Origin of the sequence: Haloferax massiliensis (assembly GCF_001368915.1) — an archaeon.
GTDB classification, from domain to species: domain Archaea; phylum Halobacteriota; class Halobacteria; order Halobacteriales; family Haloferacaceae; genus Haloferax; species Haloferax massiliensis.
In genome coordinates this window covers 464266-481343 of sequence record NZ_CSTE01000001.1, presented here as the reverse complement: position 1 = coordinate 481343, position 17078 = coordinate 464266, and the positions used below count along the sequence as shown (strand labels likewise).

22 protein-coding genes are annotated in these 17078 nt (G+C 69.8%); 10 read left to right on the top strand and 12 right to left on the bottom strand.

Annotation, left to right across the window (positions count from 1 at the left end):
- Nucleotides 1-5: 5 nt before the first annotated feature.
- The 3 genes from BN996_RS02320 to BN996_RS02310 form a co-directional block, all read right to left on the bottom strand.
- On the bottom strand, nt 6-584 hold the full coding sequence (locus BN996_RS02320) for a 2Fe-2S iron-sulfur cluster-binding protein (RefSeq protein ID WP_089776991.1): 579 nt from the start codon (nt 582-584) through the stop codon (nt 6-8).
- A gap of 150 nt (nt 585-734) precedes the next feature.
- Nucleotides 735-1634, bottom strand: coding sequence for a phosphogluconate dehydrogenase (NAD(+)-dependent, decarboxylating) (gene gnd / locus BN996_RS02315; protein ID WP_089776990.1), 900 nt, complete (start codon nt 1632-1634; stop codon nt 735-737).
- Between the two features lie 117 nt (nt 1635-1751).
- Nucleotides 1752-2624, bottom strand: a complete 873-nt coding sequence (locus tag BN996_RS02310) for an ATP-grasp domain-containing protein (protein WP_089776989.1) — start codon at nt 2622-2624, stop codon at nt 1752-1754.
- Between the two features lie 141 nt (nt 2625-2765).
- Here BN996_RS02310 and BN996_RS02305 point away from each other — a divergent pair, with 141 nt between their 5' ends.
- Together BN996_RS02305 and BN996_RS02300 are read left to right on the top strand one after the other, a co-directional pair.
- On the top strand, nt 2766-3860 hold the full coding sequence (locus BN996_RS02305; protein WP_089776988.1) for an aminopeptidase: 1095 nt from the start codon (nt 2766-2768) through the stop codon (nt 3858-3860).
- A gap of 114 nt (nt 3861-3974) precedes the next feature.
- Nucleotides 3975-4493, top strand: coding sequence for a high-potential iron-sulfur protein (locus BN996_RS02300; RefSeq protein WP_089776987.1), 519 nt, complete (start codon nt 3975-3977; stop codon nt 4491-4493).
- Between the two features lie 3 nt (nt 4494-4496).
- Here BN996_RS02300 and BN996_RS02295 read toward each other — a convergent pair whose 3' ends face one another.
- Nucleotides 4497-4799 carry a rubrerythrin-like domain-containing protein gene (locus BN996_RS02295; protein WP_089776986.1) on the bottom strand — a complete coding sequence of 101 codons (303 nt, stop codon included), beginning with the start codon at nt 4797-4799 and terminating at the stop codon, nt 4497-4499.
- 154 nt (nt 4800-4953) lie between these two features.
- Between BN996_RS02295 and BN996_RS02290 the strand changes: the two genes are divergently transcribed.
- Genes BN996_RS02290 through BN996_RS02280 form a run of 3 tightly spaced genes read left to right on the top strand, consistent with a single transcriptional unit; the run spans nt 4954 to nt 6300 of the window.
- Entirely contained in the window at nt 4954-5355 is a 402-nt protein-coding gene (locus BN996_RS02290) for a 30S ribosomal protein S6e (protein ID WP_089776985.1), read from the top strand.
- A 24-nt stretch (nt 5356-5379) separates the two neighbouring features.
- Nucleotides 5380-5817, top strand: coding sequence for a DUF7112 family protein (locus BN996_RS02285; RefSeq protein WP_089776984.1), 438 nt, complete (start codon nt 5380-5382; stop codon nt 5815-5817).
- A 54-nt stretch (nt 5818-5871) separates the two neighbouring features.
- A complete protein-coding gene (locus BN996_RS02280) occupies nt 5872-6300 on the top strand; it encodes a DUF5807 family protein (protein WP_089776983.1) in 429 nt (142 codons plus the stop codon).
- 59 nt (nt 6301-6359) lie between these two features.
- On the opposite strand, the gene BN996_RS02275 is transcribed toward BN996_RS02280, so the two are convergent.
- The gene (locus BN996_RS02275) at nt 6360-7622 is read right to left on the bottom strand and encodes a DHH family phosphoesterase (protein ID WP_089776982.1); all 1263 of its coding nucleotides are present in this window, start codon (nt 7620-7622) and stop codon (nt 6360-6362) included.
- 96 nt (nt 7623-7718) lie between these two features.
- Entirely contained in the window at nt 7719-8180 is a 462-nt protein-coding gene (locus BN996_RS02270) for a universal stress protein (protein WP_187367430.1), read from the bottom strand.
- A gap of 101 nt (nt 8181-8281) precedes the next feature.
- Between BN996_RS02270 and BN996_RS02265 the strand changes: the two genes are divergently transcribed.
- On the top strand, nt 8282-8737 hold the full coding sequence (locus tag BN996_RS02265; RefSeq protein ID WP_089776980.1) for a universal stress protein: 456 nt from the start codon (nt 8282-8284) through the stop codon (nt 8735-8737).
- 40 nt (nt 8738-8777) lie between these two features.
- Here BN996_RS02265 and BN996_RS02260 read toward each other — a convergent pair whose 3' ends face one another.
- The gene (locus tag BN996_RS02260; RefSeq protein WP_089776979.1) at nt 8778-9332 is read right to left on the bottom strand and encodes a GNAT family N-acetyltransferase; all 555 of its coding nucleotides are present in this window, start codon (nt 9330-9332) and stop codon (nt 8778-8780) included.
- Nucleotides 9329-9697 (bottom strand): universal stress protein, encoded by a 369-nt coding sequence (locus BN996_RS02255; RefSeq protein WP_089776978.1) that lies wholly within the window; start codon nt 9695-9697, stop codon nt 9329-9331. Before BN996_RS02255 ends, BN996_RS02260 begins: the two co-directional genes overlap by 4 nt.
- A gap of 119 nt (nt 9698-9816) precedes the next feature.
- On the opposite strand from BN996_RS02255, the gene BN996_RS02250 reads away from it, so the two are divergent.
- Complete coding sequence (locus tag BN996_RS02250; RefSeq protein ID WP_089776977.1) at nt 9817-10527, top strand: DUF5806 family protein; 711 nt, start codon at nt 9817-9819, stop codon at nt 10525-10527.
- Nucleotides 10528-10575: 48 nt separating this feature from the next.
- Here BN996_RS02250 and BN996_RS02245 read toward each other — a convergent pair whose 3' ends face one another.
- Nucleotides 10576-11097 carry a DUF7529 family protein gene (locus tag BN996_RS02245; protein ID WP_089776976.1) on the bottom strand — a complete coding sequence of 174 codons (522 nt, stop codon included), beginning with the start codon at nt 11095-11097 and terminating at the stop codon, nt 10576-10578.
- Between the two features lie 127 nt (nt 11098-11224).
- On the opposite strand from BN996_RS02245, the gene BN996_RS02240 reads away from it, so the two are divergent.
- Nucleotides 11225-11677 (top strand): hypothetical protein, encoded by a 453-nt coding sequence (locus tag BN996_RS02240; RefSeq protein ID WP_089776975.1) that lies wholly within the window; start codon nt 11225-11227, stop codon nt 11675-11677.
- Between the two features lie 42 nt (nt 11678-11719).
- On the opposite strand, the gene BN996_RS02235 is transcribed toward BN996_RS02240, so the two are convergent.
- Both BN996_RS02235 and BN996_RS02230 read right to left on the bottom strand, forming a co-directional pair.
- On the bottom strand, nt 11720-13009 hold the full coding sequence (locus tag BN996_RS02235) for a dihydroorotase (protein ID WP_089776974.1): 1290 nt from the start codon (nt 13007-13009) through the stop codon (nt 11720-11722).
- Between the two features lie 120 nt (nt 13010-13129).
- Nucleotides 13130-13816 (bottom strand): lipoate--protein ligase family protein, encoded by a 687-nt coding sequence (locus BN996_RS02230; protein ID WP_089776973.1) that lies wholly within the window; start codon nt 13814-13816, stop codon nt 13130-13132.
- A gap of 54 nt (nt 13817-13870) precedes the next feature.
- Here BN996_RS02230 and BN996_RS02225 point away from each other — a divergent pair, with 54 nt between their 5' ends.
- Nucleotides 13871-14782: a DUF8155 domain-containing protein gene (locus BN996_RS02225; protein WP_089776972.1), complete on the top strand. Its 912-nt coding sequence runs from the start codon at nt 13871-13873 to the stop codon at nt 14780-14782.
- 221 nt (nt 14783-15003) lie between these two features.
- Complete coding sequence (locus BN996_RS02220; RefSeq protein ID WP_089776971.1) at nt 15004-15687, top strand: helix-turn-helix domain-containing protein; 684 nt, start codon at nt 15004-15006, stop codon at nt 15685-15687.
- A 199-nt stretch (nt 15688-15886) separates the two neighbouring features.
- Here the strand turns inward: BN996_RS02220 and BN996_RS02215 are convergent, their stop codons facing one another.
- The gene (locus BN996_RS02215) at nt 15887-17014 is read right to left on the bottom strand and encodes a ketohexokinase (RefSeq protein ID WP_089776970.1); all 1128 of its coding nucleotides are present in this window, start codon (nt 17012-17014) and stop codon (nt 15887-15889) included.
- Nucleotides 17015-17078 lie beyond the last annotated feature (64 nt).

Below are 17078 nucleotides of genomic sequence, written 5' to 3'. Positions count from 1 at the left end.
GCGCGTTACGGCGCTTCGCCGGTTTCGATGGTGAAGTCGGCTTTCGGGTAGGCGACGCAGGTGAGCGTGTAGCCGTTGTCCATCTCCTCGTCTGAGAGGGTTTCCTGTTTGAAGTGAGTCACGTACTCGTCGGCGGGGCCGTCGGTAATCTTCGCGGAACAGGAGACACACTGGCCCTGTCGGCACGCGTACGGGAGGTCCATCCCGGCGTCTTCGCCCTGGTCGAGCACCGTCTCGTTGCTCGCCAGTTCGATGGTCTCGCCCTGCTTGACGAACTCGACTTCGAAGTACTCGACTTCGTCTTCGGGCATGTCGGCGGGACTCTGTTCTTCTTCCGCCTCCTCGCCTTCGAGTTCGGCCCCCTCTTCACCGGCCCCGACAGCGGCGACGCCGCCGCCGCCGATAGAGCGGTTCATCGGCTCGGGGAAGTCGGTCTCTGCGACGGTCGCCGCGCGGCGTTCGAGGACCTCCTGTGTGATGTCGGCGGTCGGCTCCCAGCCGGTGCCCTTCGAGTAGTGCAGGGCGACGACGAGGAGTACCAGGACCATACCGGCCCCGACACCCACCAGACTGATGACTGCCATAAGGGCGGATATGGAGGGAGGGGTTAAGGAAATTGTGATTGTGGCGGCACCCGCGGGCGGTCGATTTCGCCGCCGAGACGCGGGTCTCGCAGAGGTTCCCACAGTATCGAGGGGACCCGGCCGCTGTGCCGAAGCCGACGCGTCGTTCCCTCAGTCGTCTTTCCGCGCGACCTCGTGGCGGCCGAAGCCGTACCGGAGCCGGTTGGCGAGGCGGCGGGAGAAGCGGTCGTCGGCGCGGGAGCCGAACCGCTCGGCGAGCGACTGGTAGATGAGCGGGACCGGGACCTCCTGTTCGAGCGCCTCTTGGACCGTCCACGTACCGGTCGAGCCGCCCGCGACGTGGTCGTCCACGTCGCCGAGGTCGCTTCCCTCCTCGCGGAACGCCTCCTCGCAGAGTTCGAGGAGCCACGAGCGGATGACCGCGCCGTTGTTCCACGTCTTGGCGACCGATTCGAGGTCGAGGTCGTAGCGGCCCTCGGCGAGCAGTTCGAAGCCCTCGCCGTACGCCTGCATCAGCGCGTACTCGACGCCGTTGTGGACCATCTTCACGTAGTGGCCGGACCCCGACTCGCCCATGTGGCCGTGGCCGGCGGGGCCGGTCGCCACGGCGTCGAAGACGGGGGTTAGCTCGTCGTAGGCCCACTCGGGGCCGCCGACCATGAGCGAGAAGCCGAGTTCGGCACCGGCCGGACCGCCGGAGGTCCCGCAGTCGAGGTAGGCCGCCGAGCACGCCTCGGCGCGCCGCACCGACTCCTCGAAGTGTGAGTTGCCGCCGTCGACGACCACGTCGTCCCCGTCGAGATGCGGGTCGAGGTCGTCGAGCGTCGCGTCCACCGCGTCGCCCGCGGGGACCATGAGCCAGATTCGCTTGTCGTCGCCGAGTCGGTCGGCGAGGTCGGCGACGCTGTCCGCGGGTTCGGCACCCGCGTCGGCGGCCGCCGCGACGGCTTCCGCCGAGAGGTCGAAGGCCACGACCTCGTGCCCGGCATCGAGCACTCGGTCGACCACGATGCGCCCCATCCGGCCGAGGCCGATGACGCCTAGTTGCATGCGTCGGCATCGTCCGCGGGGGGTGGTAGTGGTTGTGGTTTGGCGCGTGCGCGGCCGTCTGCCGGGACCGAACCGTCTCGCCGTCGAGACCGTACCTCCGCCGTCGGTACCGCCCGCTCAGAGCCGCGCCAACAGCGCCTCGGCCAATCGGTCGCCTGCGGCGTCGTCGGTCCGGAAGAACAGCTCGGGCTCGATGAGTTCGACTTCGAGGAGGAGGAAGTCGTCGTCGCGCTCCACGCCGTCGACGCGGGCGTACAGCGGCGGGTCGCCGCCGAGGCGGGCCGAGACGGCGTCGACGACGCGCCGGGCGTTGTCGAGCAGCGTCTCGCTCGGCTCCTCGACGTGGACGCTCCCGCCGTGTTTCTCTTGGACGCGGTAGTCGCCGGGCTCGGGGCGCTTGACCACCGCGTGGCTGAACTCGTCGCCGAAGAAGACGAGCGACCACTCGCCGTCTTCGATGTCCGGCGCGAACTCCTGCACCAGCACGTCTTTCTCCGCGACGAGGTCGTCCACCCACGGTTGGGCGTCGGCGGCCTCCGCGCGACTCAGCTGTCTCGTCTCGAACGCACCCGCGCTCACGGCGGGCTTGACGACGAGTTCGTCCCACTCTCGCGTCTCGAAGACGGCTTCGAGGTCCACGTCGCCGCCGCGTTCGACGTACTCGGTCGGCAGGGTCGAGACGCCGGCGTCGGCGAGGTCACGCAGGTAGAACTTGTGGCTGTTCCAGTCGAGCGTCGCCGTCGGGTTCCACACCGCGCAGTCGGCGTCTGACAGGCGGTCGACCCACGCGGCGTACGCCTTCGGGTGGCGGTAGTAGTCCCAAATCGACCGGACGACCACGGCGTCAAATCCGTCCCAGTCGACCGATTCGTCGGACCAGACGACCGGCTCGGCGGTCACGCCGCGCTCCCGGAGCGCCGCGAGGAACGGGGCGTCGTCGTCGACGAGTCCGGGGAGGTCCTCGGAGGTGGCGAGTGCGATGGAAGTCACGGGAGATGATGGCAAATATCGGGCGATAAGCGTTCTGTAACGCTCGGCCCGCTCTCCGGCCCGGCCGGCGGCGGGTCCGCGGTCGGCCGGCCTCGCGCCCGCAGACGCCGACGTTTTTACCGCCGCGCGCGAGGGTCGCGTATGGACGAACGCATCCACGAGCACGCCGCGGTGCTCGTCGACTGGAGCGCGCGAATCGAGGCCGGCGACGACGTGGTCGTCTCCGTCGGCGAGGGGGCCCACGACCTCGCGGTCGCCGTCGCCGACGCCCTCGGCGAGCGCGGCGCGAACGTCGTCACGACGTACGCCTCCGAGGAGGTCCAGCGGGCGTACCTCCGCGCGCACGACGGCGACTTCGAGCTTCCCGAACACGAACTCGCCCTCTACGAGGCCGCCGACTCGGTGCTCTTCCTCGGCGGCACCCGCAACACGGCGGCGACCGCCGACGTGCCGACCGCGACGCGGCAGGCCTACGGCCGCGCCACGAGCGAGGTCAAAGAGGCGCGCATGGACACCGACTGGGTGTCGACGGTCCACCCGACCCGCGCGGCGGCCCAGCAGGCCGGCATGTCGTTCGAGGAGTACGCCGACTTCGTCTACGACGCGATTCTCCGCGACTGGTCGGAACTCGCCGAGGAGATGGCGAACATGAAAGACGTGCTCGACGCCGGCTCCGAGGTCCGCATCGTCAAGGCGGACACCGACCTCACGATGTCCATCGAGGGCCGGACCGCCGTCAACTCCGCGGCCTCGGTCGCCTACGACTCCCACAACCTCCCGTCGGGCGAAGTGTTCACCGCGCCCGTCGAAGACGCCGTCGAGGGCGAGGTGTTCTTCGACGTGCCGATGACGCTGGAGGGCCAGCGCGTCGAGAACGTCCTCCTGACGTTCGAGGACGGCGAGGTCGTGGACTTCTCCGCGGGCGCGGGCGAGGACGCCCTCGCCGGCATCCTCGACACCGACGAGGGCGCGCGCCGACTCGGCGAACTCGGTATCGGCATGAACCGCGGCATCGACCGCTTCACCGACAGCATCCTCTTCGACGAGAAGATGGGCGACACTATCCACCTCGCGGTCGGTCGGGCTTACGGCGCGTGCCTCCCCGAGGGCGAAGACGGCAACCAGTCCGCGGTCCACGTGGACATGATAACCGACATGAGCGAGGACTCGCGCATCGAGGTCGACGGCGAGGTCGTCCAGCGGAACGGGACGTTCCGGTGGGAAGACGGGTTCTGAGCCCTCTCTGCGCCGTTTTCCGACGCGGTCTGTGCGGGAGTTGAGACGATTAAGATACCACGACACGTGGTAACTCTACACTTACTAAAACCGCGCGGCGACGTAGCTCCGGCTATGGTACGATTCGTCCGAACGAGGCGACGGTTCCTCGAACTGGCGGGGAGTGGTGCAGTGGTTGGAATCGCCGGGTGTCTCGGCGGTGGCGGCGGCGAACAGGAGACGGAGACGGAAACGGAGACGACGACGGCGACCGAAGCGGCCGACGACGACCACGACGAGGAGCGCCCGGAGGGCGTCTCCGAGGAGGAGTTCGAACACGGCCCGGTCCCCGAACCGTACCGGACCGCGCTCTCGCAGGCGAACGAGCGGCGGGACCCCGACGACCTGTTCACGAAGGAGGCGGTCAAGTTCCAAGAGGCGGACGACGCCGTCGAGGCGGGGCTCACCGAAGCGGGGCGGAACTGCGGCAACTGCGCGGAGTACATCCCCGACAAGAACGGCGACGGCTTCGGTGCCTGCGCGAAGGTCGAGGGTTACATCGACCCCGAAGACTGGTGTTCGCTCTGGGAGTCTATCGAGGAGGCCGAAGCCGAAGAGGGCGAGAACGGAGGCGAGACCGCGTTCGTCGCCTGAGGCTCACTCCTGAGCCACGCCGATGTTCTTCAGCGACCCGCCGCACTGCGGGCAGACACGCTCGTAGACGCCGTGTCCCGAGCGGTAGCCGCAGGTGGTACACTCGTACCACGAGCGCTCGACGAGCGTCGTCGGTTCGGCCTCGACTAACGTCTCCGTCCGGCGCTCGACGAGCGCGTCGGTCCGGCGTTCGACCAACTCCGTCGGGCGTCGTTCGACGAGGTCCGTCGGCTCGGGGCCGACCAGCGCCCTCGATTTGGCTCTGACGAGGTCTGCAGGCTCACGCGTGGCGATATCCTTGCTCATGCTACGGTGTACGTCGTGTCGGATGTTAACTCTTGCCAGTACACTCCGTTCTCGCTGACACCGCCGAATTCGGCGGTTTCGCTCCGATTCGGCGGGTTCGGTCCCGAGACGCGCTTTCGACGTACTTTTTATCCGCGACCGTTTTCATCCGCGCATGGCAGAATTCATGGTCGTCGTCGCCGACCCCGACACCGGTGCGACCTACCAAGTCGACGTCGAAGGACAGGACGCAAACCGATTCCTCGGCCGCGACCTCGGTGACGAGGTCGACGGCGCGGCCGTCGGTCTCGACGGGTTCACCATCGAACTGACGGGCGGTTCGGACAAGGCCGGCCGACCGATGCACCCCGACGTGCCCGGCGGCGCGCTCAAGGAAATCCTCGCCGAAGACGGAATCGGCTACAAGCCGTCCCGCGACGGCGAGCGCAAGCGCGTCACCGTCCGCGGCCGCGAGGTCTCCGGCGAGACCGTCCAGATCAACGCGAAAGTCGTCGCCGGCGAGGGCGACGTCGCCGCCGCCTTCGGCGAGGGCGACGACGAAGAAGCCGACGAATAACGCCGTCTCACTCCTCTCTCTCCCGTGCCAGAGCAACTGCCCTCCGACCATCCGTCGGTCCAGACGTTCCGCGCGAACGTCGCCCGCAGCGGCGGGACCCGCCGCCCCTGTCTGCGCGTCCCCGACGACGTGCTCGCCGAAGACGGCGACTTCGTCCGTCTCCACCTCGGCGGCACCGCCTATCACGCCCGTCTCTCGGCCGACGCCTCGGGGCTCGTGATTCGCGGCGCGTACGACAACAAGCGCCTCGCGCGCACCCCGAGCGACGGCGAGAACCGACTCGTCGAGTGGTGCCGCGAACACGACCGGTCCGACGGCGACGCCGTCGAACTCGACGAACTGGACGACGGCTACCAGTACGGCCTCCGCGTGCCGGGGGTCCGACAGGTGTACCGCATCACCGAGCGCCCGAACGACTCGCTTTCGAACATCGCCGAGCAGTTCGGCCTGTCCGACGAGTGACCGGTCGCGCTCCGAGACACGCCGCTTTTACGCACCGACCGCACTAGGCGGGGTATGAGCAAGGTAACGGAGTACCTCGCAGGCGAGCGCCTCGACGACGTGGCGCTCTATCTCACCCACGAGTACCTCGACAGCCAGGGCAAACTCCCGAACATGGGCGTCGAAGTCGACAACGGCTACGTCCTCGTCGTCCCCGGCGACGACGGCCGCCGCGCCTTCGCGGCCGGCACGGGCATGGACGCCATGGAGTTCGCCCAGACCGCCATGGGCAACGACGGCGACATCGACGACGACCTCAGCGGCGGCACCTGCCCCGAGGCGGCCGCCGAGGAGAACCACGAGGTGAAGTTCATCTTCTCGTTCGCCGAGGCGCAAAACGAGGAGGTCGGCGGAATCTACGAGGACGGCGACGTGGTCCACGCCTACGCCAAATGTACCTGCGGCACGACGTACTCCGACCGCTGGGTCGTCGACGACGCGTAACCCCCCGATTCGGGTTCGGCGCTGGTTTTTCCGATTGGCTTTCCGAGTCGCGTTCGCCGTTAGCGCTCGGTCTCGACGCCTTCGTCGTCGTCCGCGTCAGCCGCGGCTTCCGCTTCCGCTTCTTCCTTCTCGACCGCATCGGCGACCTGCTCGAACGCCCGGAGGATGACGCGCTTCGTCGTCGCGCCCTGCGTCGTCCAGTGGTGGGCGTAGTCCAGCATGTCGTCGTAGATGTCGGGCTTACAGCCGGCGGCCTTCGGGTGGCCGCCGCCGTTGACGAGGTCGGCGACCTCGTGACACCGCTCGAAGTCGTCGGAGCCGCGGATGCTGGCGCTCCCGGCGGGCTTGACGACGACCGCCGCGTCCGCGCCCGCCTCGCGGAGGGCGTCAGCGACCTCGTTCTGCGAGCAGCGGCCGTAGGTGACGCCGACCGTCCAGTCGCCGACGGTCTTCAGTTCGGCGCGGTCGACGGCGGCCTGAATGAGGTTCTCCTTTTCGACGCGGCGGTGGGCGATGTACTCCTCGACGACCGGCGGGAGGTCAGCGCCGTACGCGCCGACGACGGCGACGTACTCCTCTTTCGAGGTCCAGTAGGCGTAGTCCGCGAGGTCCTGACTCCGCTCGTCTTCGTTCAGCCAGAGGTCGTGGTCGCGGGTGACGGCCGCGAGGTCCGAAAACCGCTCGTCGAACTCGTAGTCGAGTTCGCGGAGCGTCACGTCGGTCGAACACTCCTCGTCGGACTCGCCGACGACGAGGTCGACGCCGGCCTCGCGGACCGCCTCGGCGACCTCCGGCTTCCACTGGTGGTGGTCGTACCAGTGAATCTCGCCCGCCGTCTCGACGAGCGCGGCCAGTTCTTCCTCGACGTACTCGAACTTGTCCGGACAGAGGTCGCAGACGTACACCTCGACGCCCTCGGGGGCGTAGTCGGCGACGCGCTGGAGGTCGTCTTCCAGCGAGTACGGACTCGACCCCATCAGCGCGACCGGCGATTTCGGGCGCTCTTCTTCGTCTTCTCCGGCGAGGGCGGGTTCCTCGTCGTCCTCGTCTTCGTCCTCGTCGCCGAGTCTCTCCTCGATGCGTTCCTCGAAGTCGGCCACGTCGAGGGCGGCGTCGTAGGCCTCCCGGAGGAGGGCGACACAGCCGAGGCCGTCGGCGTCGGTGTCGGTGACGACCGCGACCGACGCGTCTTCGAGTTTCTCCTTGGCGCGCTCTTCGGCGCGCTCCTCGTCGAACTCGTCGGGGTAGAAGAATCCGGCACCGGGGAGCACGGACTTGCGGGGGAGCGAGAGCCGAGAACTGTCGATAAGCTCGTCTTCCATACGCCGAACTCGGACGCGACGGGGAAAACTCCTCCCGATTCCGTCGGCGGCGACCGCGTCGGACGCCCGGGGCCGGCGACCGACCCGCGGCTCCGCTCAGGCGGCCTCGTCGCTCAGCAGGGAGTCCGTCGTCCCCGCTTCCAACTGGCGGACCGTCAACACCGGCACCGGGCAGGTCCGGACGACGCGCTCGGCGACGCTCCCGATGAGAAAGCGGTTCTCGCCGTGTCGGCCGCGGGTGCCCATGGCGACGGCGTCGGCGTCCACCTCGCGGGCGTAGCTCGAAATCTCGGCCGCGGGGCGGCCCTCTCGCACCGCGACGGTCACCTCGCGGTCGGTCGCGGCCTCCACCTCGGCGAGCGCCTCCTCGCCGCGCTCGGTGAGCGCGTCGCGCATCTCCTCGCGCAGTCGCTCCGGCGCGGTCTCCACGTCGCCGGCGTCGATGACGTACAGCGCGTGAACCGACGCGTCGAACCGCTCTGCGAGGTCGACGGCGACGCGGACCGCCCGGCGAACGCTCGCCGAACCGTCGGTGGCGATGACGATGGTGTCGAACATGCCTCCGGGTTCACGGCGCGGCGGCATAAAACCAGTCTGGGGCGGCCGGCCGCCGGGACCGTGGGGTGAGTTTTTTGTCGTCCCCCGACGCAGGTGGGGACATGTCACCGCGCCCGCTCTCTATCGACCTCGTCCTCGTGCCGGTCGACCAAAGCGAGGAGGCGACGCGCGCGGCGGAGTACGCCGCCGCCGTCGCGGCCGAGTACGACGCCGCGGTCCACGCCGTCCACGTCCTCGGCGAGGACGTCGTCCGCGCCATAGAGCAGGGCGTCGTCGACGAGGACGCCGTCGCCGAGGACAGCAAGGCCGTCACCGACACGGTGTCGTCCCTCGCCGAGACCGCCGACGTTCCCGTCACCACCTCGGTCGCCTACGGCTTCTCGCGGACGAGCAAGCTCCGCCACCCCGGGAGCGTCGTCCTCGACACCGCAGAAGAACTCGACGCGGACTTCATCGTCGTCCCCCGAGAGCCGGTCTCGGGCGACCCCGGAGAAGTGCTCGCCAAGGCCGCCGAGTACGTCCTCCTGTACGCCAGCCAGCCCGTGCTCTCGGTCTGAATCGCGGTTCGTCGGTCGCCGTCGCGGCCCGCCGCCGCCCTCAACCGCCCTCCTGGTCCGGCGGTTCGGCGAGCCGGATGGTCATCTCCAGTTCGAAGCTCTCGGCGTCGCTCGTCTCGAAGCCGACGGTCTGGTAGAGGCCGACCGCCGCGCGGTTCCACCGCTCGACCGTGAGCCACACCTTCTCGACGCCGGACACCCGGCCGTAGCCGAGCAGCGCCTTGATGAGCCGCGTGCCGATGCCGGCGCGCTGGTAGGTCTGGTGGACGAAGATGGCGAGTTCGTAGGCGTCGCCGTCGGGGACGAGCGTCGCGTGACCGGCCACCTCGTCGCCGTCCCACGCGATGACGTTCAGGCAGTCCTCGTCGAGGATGTTCTCCAGCCAGTCGCGGATGCGGTCCTCGCGGCCCGGCGGGATGCCCTGCGCGCGGTCCGAGGGGTCGAACGCGTCGTACATCTCGACGAGCGCTTCCAGTTCCTCGTCGGAGCCGTCGTGCGCGCGCACCTCGATGGTGCGGTCTTCCCTGTCGGTGAACGACAGCGGCGGCGCGTCGTAGGGGTCGGCGACGGCGTCTGAGAACGTTCGGTCGCTCATCGTACCAGAGTGACGGTCACGTGGGAGTTCAAGAGGACGAACTCCGCGATGTTGCCGATCTGTATCTTCCCCATCGGACTCGTCTCGCCGCCGCCGAGCACCAACTGGTCGAACCCCTCGTTCTCGGCGAGGTCGACGAGCGCGCTCCCCGGGTCGCCGTCGAGTCGGCGGACGGTCGCGTCGACGCCGCGCTCGCCGAGCAGTTCCGTCACGCGCGTTTCGATGTCCTCGCGCGAGCGCTCGACCGACGGGTTCTCCACGATAGCGACCGTGAGATCGTCGCCGACCTCGGCCGTCCGTTCGACCGTCGTTTCGAGCGCCCGGATGGAATCGTCGCTGCCACCGATTCCGAGCAGTACCTTCATGATTCCCAATCTCGCGGGCGCGATAGAAAACCCTTACCCGGAAACGGAAGGCCCCACCCCCGTCGGCGGGGACCGAACGTCGCGGAACCCTTTTCGGCCGTGCCGCGGTAGCCCGCGGTATGACAGACGAGTCCGACCAGTTCGAGACGGGCGCGAGCGACGCCGAGGAGACGGCTCGCCCCGACGCGGACGCGCGAGCGGAGGCGGACGACGCCGCGGCAGACACGGAGCCGGCAGACGCGGAGCCCGAGACTTCGGAGGCGGCCGCGGAATCGACGGACGTGGCCGGAGACGATTCCGGCCCAGACGCCGAGGACGCCGAGGACGCGGTCCCCGAGGACGTCCAGAAGTACGCCCGGTTCAAGAAGGTCGACGGCGCGCAGTACGACCGCGTCAACGACTTCCTCCGCCAGCGGACCTACGTGACGGCCCGCGAGTGGGCAATCGCGCGGCTCTGCGCCGACTTCCGAACCGAGACGGGCGTCGAGATGACGAAAATCGGGAACAACCTCCCCGAACTCGTCCCCTTCATGACCGACACCTACACCCCGCAGGCGGTCAACCAGGCCCGTTCTGCGTTCCGCGACAAGGTCCGGAAGTCGGGCGCGACGTTCCTCTACGGCGCGATGTCGGGCTTCTTCACGGCCGAGGAACTCGACGAGATGATGTACGAGGTGACGGAGATCGCCAAGTTCCTGCTCGAAGTCGAGGGCGTGGACCTCTCGGTCGAAGAGGAACTCGAAGCCGAAGAGCGCATTTCGAGCGTCATGCGCGAGGTGCGCGAGGCGAGCACAGAACTGCGGCAAGAAGAGCTGTCGGACGAGGAGTGACGCCCCGCGGCGGGGTCGGTTCAGAGCCGACTCCGCGCTGACGCGGAGTCAGGGGAAAAGCGGCTCCGGCTCGGACTGAACTAACTCGACCCGTCGGTCGGCCTCGACCGGCCGGACGTAGAGCCGGAGTTCGCCCCGTTCTCGCGCTTTCGTCTCCATCGCGTCCACCTCGTCGAGCCCGTAGTACAGCGGGACGACGACGGCCTTCGACGCCGCGGCGTCCTGGACGACCGAGACGGCGAACACGGTGTCGTCCTCGCGGGCGCGGTAGACGTCGTAGCGGTCGAACGCGGCCGACTCGACCCACGACGACAGCGCGTCGAACTCGCTGCCGGGGACGAGCACGTCGAAGCCGACGCGCTCCGTCGCGTCGGGTAGGTTCGCCGGCGGCAGCACCGTCACGTCGCCGGGGTGGAGCACGAGCGTCTCCCAGCCCTCGTCTTCGTACTCGGCCGCGGTCGCCTCGGCGTCCTCCACGACCGTCTCCCAGAACGACAGCAGTCCCGTGAGTGCGTGCGGTTCGTCCGCGTTCGGGCCGCGGCCTCGCGGCGGCGTCTGCTCGTCGGTCATGCGTGTCACTCCTTCGGGGTGTCGGACGGGAAAAGGATTCGCTTGCATCGGATACGCCCGCCACTCAGCCGACGCCCGGGCGGCGATTGCGGTACAGCTATCTGTCCACCGGCCGACAGTCGGCCCGATGCGATGGTCGCTCCGCGCGGTCCTCGGTTCGCTCCAACTCCCCGTCGCCGGGGCCGGGGTCGCCCTCCTCGCGGTCGTCTGGTGGACCGCCGTCACGATGCCCCCGCCCCCGCCCGGCAGCGACGGCTTCGCCCACGGGCTCGCGGGCTTTTTCCTCCTCGTGTTCGGGCTCGTCGGCTTCGTCCTCCTCGCGGGCGGCCTGCTCATCCCGCCCGGACCGGGATACGGCGTCCACTTCACTCGCAGACAGCGCTGGCTGTTCGCCTACGCGCTGGTCGCGCCGGCGCTCGCCGTGGGCGGCTTCCTCGGGACCGTCATCCTGTCGTCCGCGCTCGGCGGCCTCGGCGGCCTCGCCGGGTCGGCCGTCTCGCTCGTCGTCCTGACCGCGCCGCTCGCGGTGCTCGTCGGCGTCGGCTGGAAGGGCGCACAGGTCGCGGCCGCGCGGTTCTGACGATTCGGACTGGTTCGGACCCGTGCCGGTTCCCGCCTCCGGTCAGTCGCGGACGTTCTCGCCGGCGACCGCGCCGAAGCCCTCGCCGTCCCAGACGAACTCGCCGCGGAGCATCGTCCACTCGGGGAAGACGCCGGTGTGGCCCTCGAACGGGGTCCAGTCACAGTTCGAGTGGAGGTCCGCGCCGCGAATCTCGCGGGCGGCGTCGAGGTCGTAGAGCGCGAGGTCGGCGTCAGCGCCCGCCTCGATTCGGCCCTTGCGCGGCAGGTCGAACACGTCGGCGGGGTTCGCGGCGACCACGTCGCGGACGCGCTCGGCGGTGAGGTCGCCGGCGACGACCGCGCCGAGAAGCAGGGGAACCATCGTCTCGACGCCGGGGACGCCGCTCGGGGCGTCGAGAAGCGACTGTTCTTTCTCCTCGCGCGTGTGCGGCGCGTGGTCCGTGGCGACCACGTCGATGCGGCCGTCGGCGAGGCGCTCGAACATGGCCTCGCGGCGCTCCGCGGAGCGCAGCGGCGGGTTCATCCGGCCGTAGGTTCCCAGTTCGGCGAGGTCGTCGCGGGACAGAAACAGGTGGTGCGGCGTCGCCTCGCAGGTCGCGCCGCCGTCGCGGGCGGCGTCGACGCCCTCGGGCGTGCTCGTGTGGGCGATGTGAATCTGCGCGCCGGTCTCGCCGCCGACGCGGACGGCGCGCTCGACGGCGACCGCCTCGGCCTCGGCGGTCCGGTAGGCGCTCCACGCGTCGGCGTCGGCGTCGCGGCCGACCCCGCCGAGGTCGCCCTCGATTGCGGACTCGTCGAACAGGTCGGCGTCCTCGGCGTGGACCGTGACGGGAACGCCCGCCTCGCCGGCGCGTTCCGCGGCCTCGGCAAACAGGTCGGCCTCGATGCCCATGTCGCCGGTCGAGTCGGCGAGGAACACCTCGCCGAGGGCGAAAAGCGGCCGGTCGAACAGGCTGTCGGGGTCGCAGTCGGCGGTGACGCCGCCGTTGATGCCGTAGTCGATACAGGCGTTCGCGGCGCGTTCTGCCTTCGCGTCGAAGCCCGCGCCGTCGGTCGTCGTCGGGTCGGTGTTCGGCTGGTCGGCGACGGTCGTCACGCCCCCCGCGGCGGCGCTTTTCGCGCCCGTCTCCCACGTCTCTTTGTGCTCGAAGCCCGGTTCGCGGAAGTGGACGTGCACGTCGATAGCGCCCGGCAGAAGCAGGTTCCCTTCGGCGTCGACGGTCTCCTCGTCGGCGACGGGGTCGAGGTCGCCGACCGCCTCGACGGTCCCGTCCTCGACGCGGACGTCGACGGCGCGGCCGTCGGCCAGCGTCGCGTTCTCGATTCGCATACGAGGGGGTGCGACGCGCCGGGTGCTAAGTCCGGCGGTTCGGGTAGTGATGGCTCCGGTGGTTCGCGGAGCGGTCGCGGCCGGCCGCATCGCCCGGCTGTCGGCCCCGTCCCGAGTCGCTCACGCGAGGTCGGCCGCGTCCTCGACTCGCGTCTCCGCGTCGCCGACGAAGACGGTTTCGAGGGCGTCGCAGACCGCGTCCGGGCTTCCCGGACCGCCGGCGTCGGCGACGCTGCCGACCGAGTTCGGGTCGAAGGGAACGTCGATGGCCTCGTAGACGGGCGCGAGCACGTCGGCTATCTCGTCGCGGTCGGCGACGACGACCACGCCGGAGACGAGCGCGCTCTCCTTTCGGACCCGCTGGGCGAGGCCGCAGAGCTTCCCGCCCGCTTGGACCGAGTGGTCGCCGGGGCAGTACGACTGCGAGGGCTCGCCCCGCCGCGCGGGGACGCCGAGGCTCCGCAGGGCGCGGACGACGGCGGTCGTTCCGGCCTCGTACCGCGCGTCGAGACCGCTCCGGGCGTCGTCGAGCGGGAGCGCGTGGGCGAACGCGACGGTGGTTCCCGTGTAGGCTACGGCCCGGCCGCCGACGGAACGCTCGACGGCGGGGAAGCCGCGTTCCTCGGCGGCGGCGGCGGCCTCGTCGTACCGCGGGGCGCGGGTGTCGCGCCTGCCGAACGCGAGCTGTCGGTGCGGCGTCCACGCGCGGAACGCCGGTTCGCCCGCCTCGCCCGCCTCGCGGAGCATGGCCGCGGTGACCGCCCGGTCCGCCTCCCGGTCGGGCCCGCGGCCGCGGATGACGCGCATACCCGAGAGGAACACCCCGACGTACCTAAGCGCACCCGTCACGTCCCGACGACCATGCTGCGACTGCCGCGGTCGACGCTCTCGCGCTTCGAGCGCTTCTCGCTCTACAACTCGCCGTACCCCGCCCACGACGGCGGCTGCGCAATCGACCTCTACGTCGCCGACGACGACCCGGTGGCCCGCTCGCCCGTCGGGGGCGTCGTCCGCGAGACGCGGACCGTCCGCGCGCCCGACAAGCCCTACGCCCACGACGACGAGTACCTCGTGCTCGTGGACGTGGACGCCGAGGCGTCCGGGCTGGACTGGCTCGGCGACCCCGACGACGACCCCCGCGACGGACTGGTCGCGCGCATCCTCCACGTCGACCCCGGCGTCGACGCGGGCGACGAGGTCGCGGTCGGCGACTCGCTGGGACGACTCGTCCGCTCGGGGTTCTTCGCCCCGTGGGTCTCGAACCACGTCCACCTCGGCTTCCGGGCCGCCGACGCGAACCACCACCGCGCCCGCGGGTCGCTCCCGGTCTCGCCCGACGTGACCGTCTCGCCGCTCGACTGGGACGGGACGGGAACCGTCGTCGAGACGGCCGAGACGTTCGTCGTCCTCGACGCCCCGGCCCGCGCCGACGCGGGGGTCGGACCCGACGAGTTCGTCGGCCTCGCCAGCGACGAGGGCGTCGTCCTCGACGGCGGCCTCGCTCACTACGGGTTCGGGGGCACGCTCTCGCCCGTCGAAAGCGGGCAGTCGCTGTCGCTCCTCGGCGAGCTGGTCGGCCGGACCGCCGGCCGCGACGTTCCGTGGACCGACTTCGACGTACTCGTCGACGGCGTTCGAGTCACCGGATTGTCACTATTCGCGTCTCGCGTCGGCTTCGGGACCAAAGTCGTCTGCCCCGGTCACGAGTTCGCCGTCGGCGACGAGGTGTCGGTCGCGATTCGTCCCAGCGCCGACCCGATTCGACTCGACTGATACCGCAGAAATAATGTTCGGCTGACACGAGAGCGCCCGCCGGGGGCGACCACACTCCCCTCCATTTTGAGGGCTCACTTTTAAATGCCTTTACTATGAAAGGGTGAGGCTCCGCAAAAAATATCCTTCGCTCGCCCGTAATTTTCTCCGTTTGTGAGACTCGACATACGAGCGCGTGCCGTCGGTTGGGTTTTCGACGCAGCCGTCGGCTTCCCGCCGCGATGACCGACGACCACGCAAGCGGGTACGAGGTCGAACTCGGACACCCGCTGGCCGGGCCGTCCTCCGACGTGGCGCTCGACGACCCCGAGTTCGAACTCACGCTCGTCGGCGGTATCCCGGTGACGGGCGAACCGGTCCCGTACTTCGTCGCCCGCGGGAGCGACCGCGAGGCGCTCGACGGCCTGCTCGACGACCACGCGAGCATCGACCGCTTCGAACCGATTTCCGACGGCCCCGAGGGTCGGCTCTACCGCTGCGAGTGGGCGACCCGCGACGGCGACATCATCTCGGCGATTCACGAGTGCGACGGCATCGTCCGGCGGATGGTCGGCACGAGCTACGGCTGGTCGCTTTCGGTGTACTTCCCGTCGAACGAACTGACCACCCGGTTCCACGACGCCTGTCTCTCCCGCGACATCGACATCGACGTTCGCCGCGTCGAACCGGCCCGCCTCGACGAGCGCCACCCGCCGGACATCGCCCTCTCGGAGAAGCAACTGACCGCGCTTCGACTCGCCTTCGAACGGGGCTACTTCGAGACGCCGAAAGAGACTGCCCTCGACGACATCGCGAGCCAGTTGGGCATCACCGAGCAGGCGCTCTCACAGCGGCTTCGCAGAGCGCTCCGACATCTCGTCGGGTCGGCGATAGACGACCTCGAACGCGACCCGCGGTCCGAGTGAAGAGCCGACGGTGCGTCAGAACGGGACCGTGGTGGGGAGGTGGCACCCGGGCGCTGGATGCCACGGTGGGGTCGGTACCGCGCCCGGACGGAGGCGACACGCGGACCCTCCGGCGGTGCGCCCGTGTGGGGGTGCTACCGACACATATCGGTACGGCGATTCTAGTAATATATCTGACCCTTGTGTGGACAATCGGTATTTAATCCGAGTCGAAGTAATCGAGATACGCCGAGGCGAACGCCCGGAGTTCGTCGTACGTCGGCGGCGACCCGTTTCTGACGAAGTGTCCAGCGACCGCGTTGCCGGCGACGAGCGACTCCGCGCGGCCGAGGCCGAGGACGTGCGCGAGCGCGAGGCCCGCGTTGAAGTGGTCGCCCGCGCTCGTCGTCAACACCGGGTCGTCCGTCCGGGGGACGCCGACGGTCGCGGTCCCCCCGTCGTCGACGAGGTGCGCCGCGTCGACGCCGTGGCCCGCGAACCGGCTGACGCCGAGGTGGTCGAACGCCGCCCGCGACTCGCGACCGAAGTCGTCGCTCTCGACGCCCGCCAGCCGCGCGAGGTAGCGTGTCTCGTAGCGATTCGCCGAGACGACGACGCGAACCGCGTCGTCCAGCGCCGACACCTGCTCGACGCCCGCGGCGACCACGGCCGGCTCCCGTTTTCTGAGGTCGCCGGGGTCCAAAAGCAGCGTCTCCGGCGGGTCCGAGAGCGTCGGCCACAGCTCCTCGCGGAGGCCGCGGGCCACGTCCGGTAGCTCGGGCATCTCCGACCAGTAGCCCATCCCGACGAGTTCGGCTCCGTCGACCAGTTCGGCCAGCCGGTCGAGGCCGACCCGCGACTCGATGCCGGCCCAGTCGAGCGTCATCAGCGCGCCGATTTCGGTGAGCATCAGCTTCCCGTCGCCGAACTCGACGGCGTCGGTGTAGCCGGGCGACCCGAGGGTCTCCAGCGGGAGGTGGCCGAACTCCTCGGCGAACGGCTCTTCGACCGGGTCGCCGAGGCAGCCGACGACTCCGGGGTCGAACCCCAATCGGTCGAAGGCGCGCGCGAGGTGGCTCACGTGGCCGCCGGTGCGGACGCCGGCTTGAATCCACTCGAAGCTGAGCGAGCTCTCGGCGTCGACCGAGTCGTTCACGCGGTCGGCGAACGCTTCGAGGGTCGGCACCCGCTCGTAGGCGTCGGCCGACTGCCGCTCGGAGACGAACTCCCGAACGCGGTCGACGTAGCCGTCGAACCCGAACAGCACCCGCCCGCCGTCGACGGTCTCGGGAAGCGACCCCCGGCACGACTCGACCGCGCGGACCGTCGTCTCGTCTGGCGTCTCCATATCCCTCGTTCGACCGACCCGAAGGTAGGTGTTGCTGCCGCCCGAGGCGGACGCCGTCGTCGTC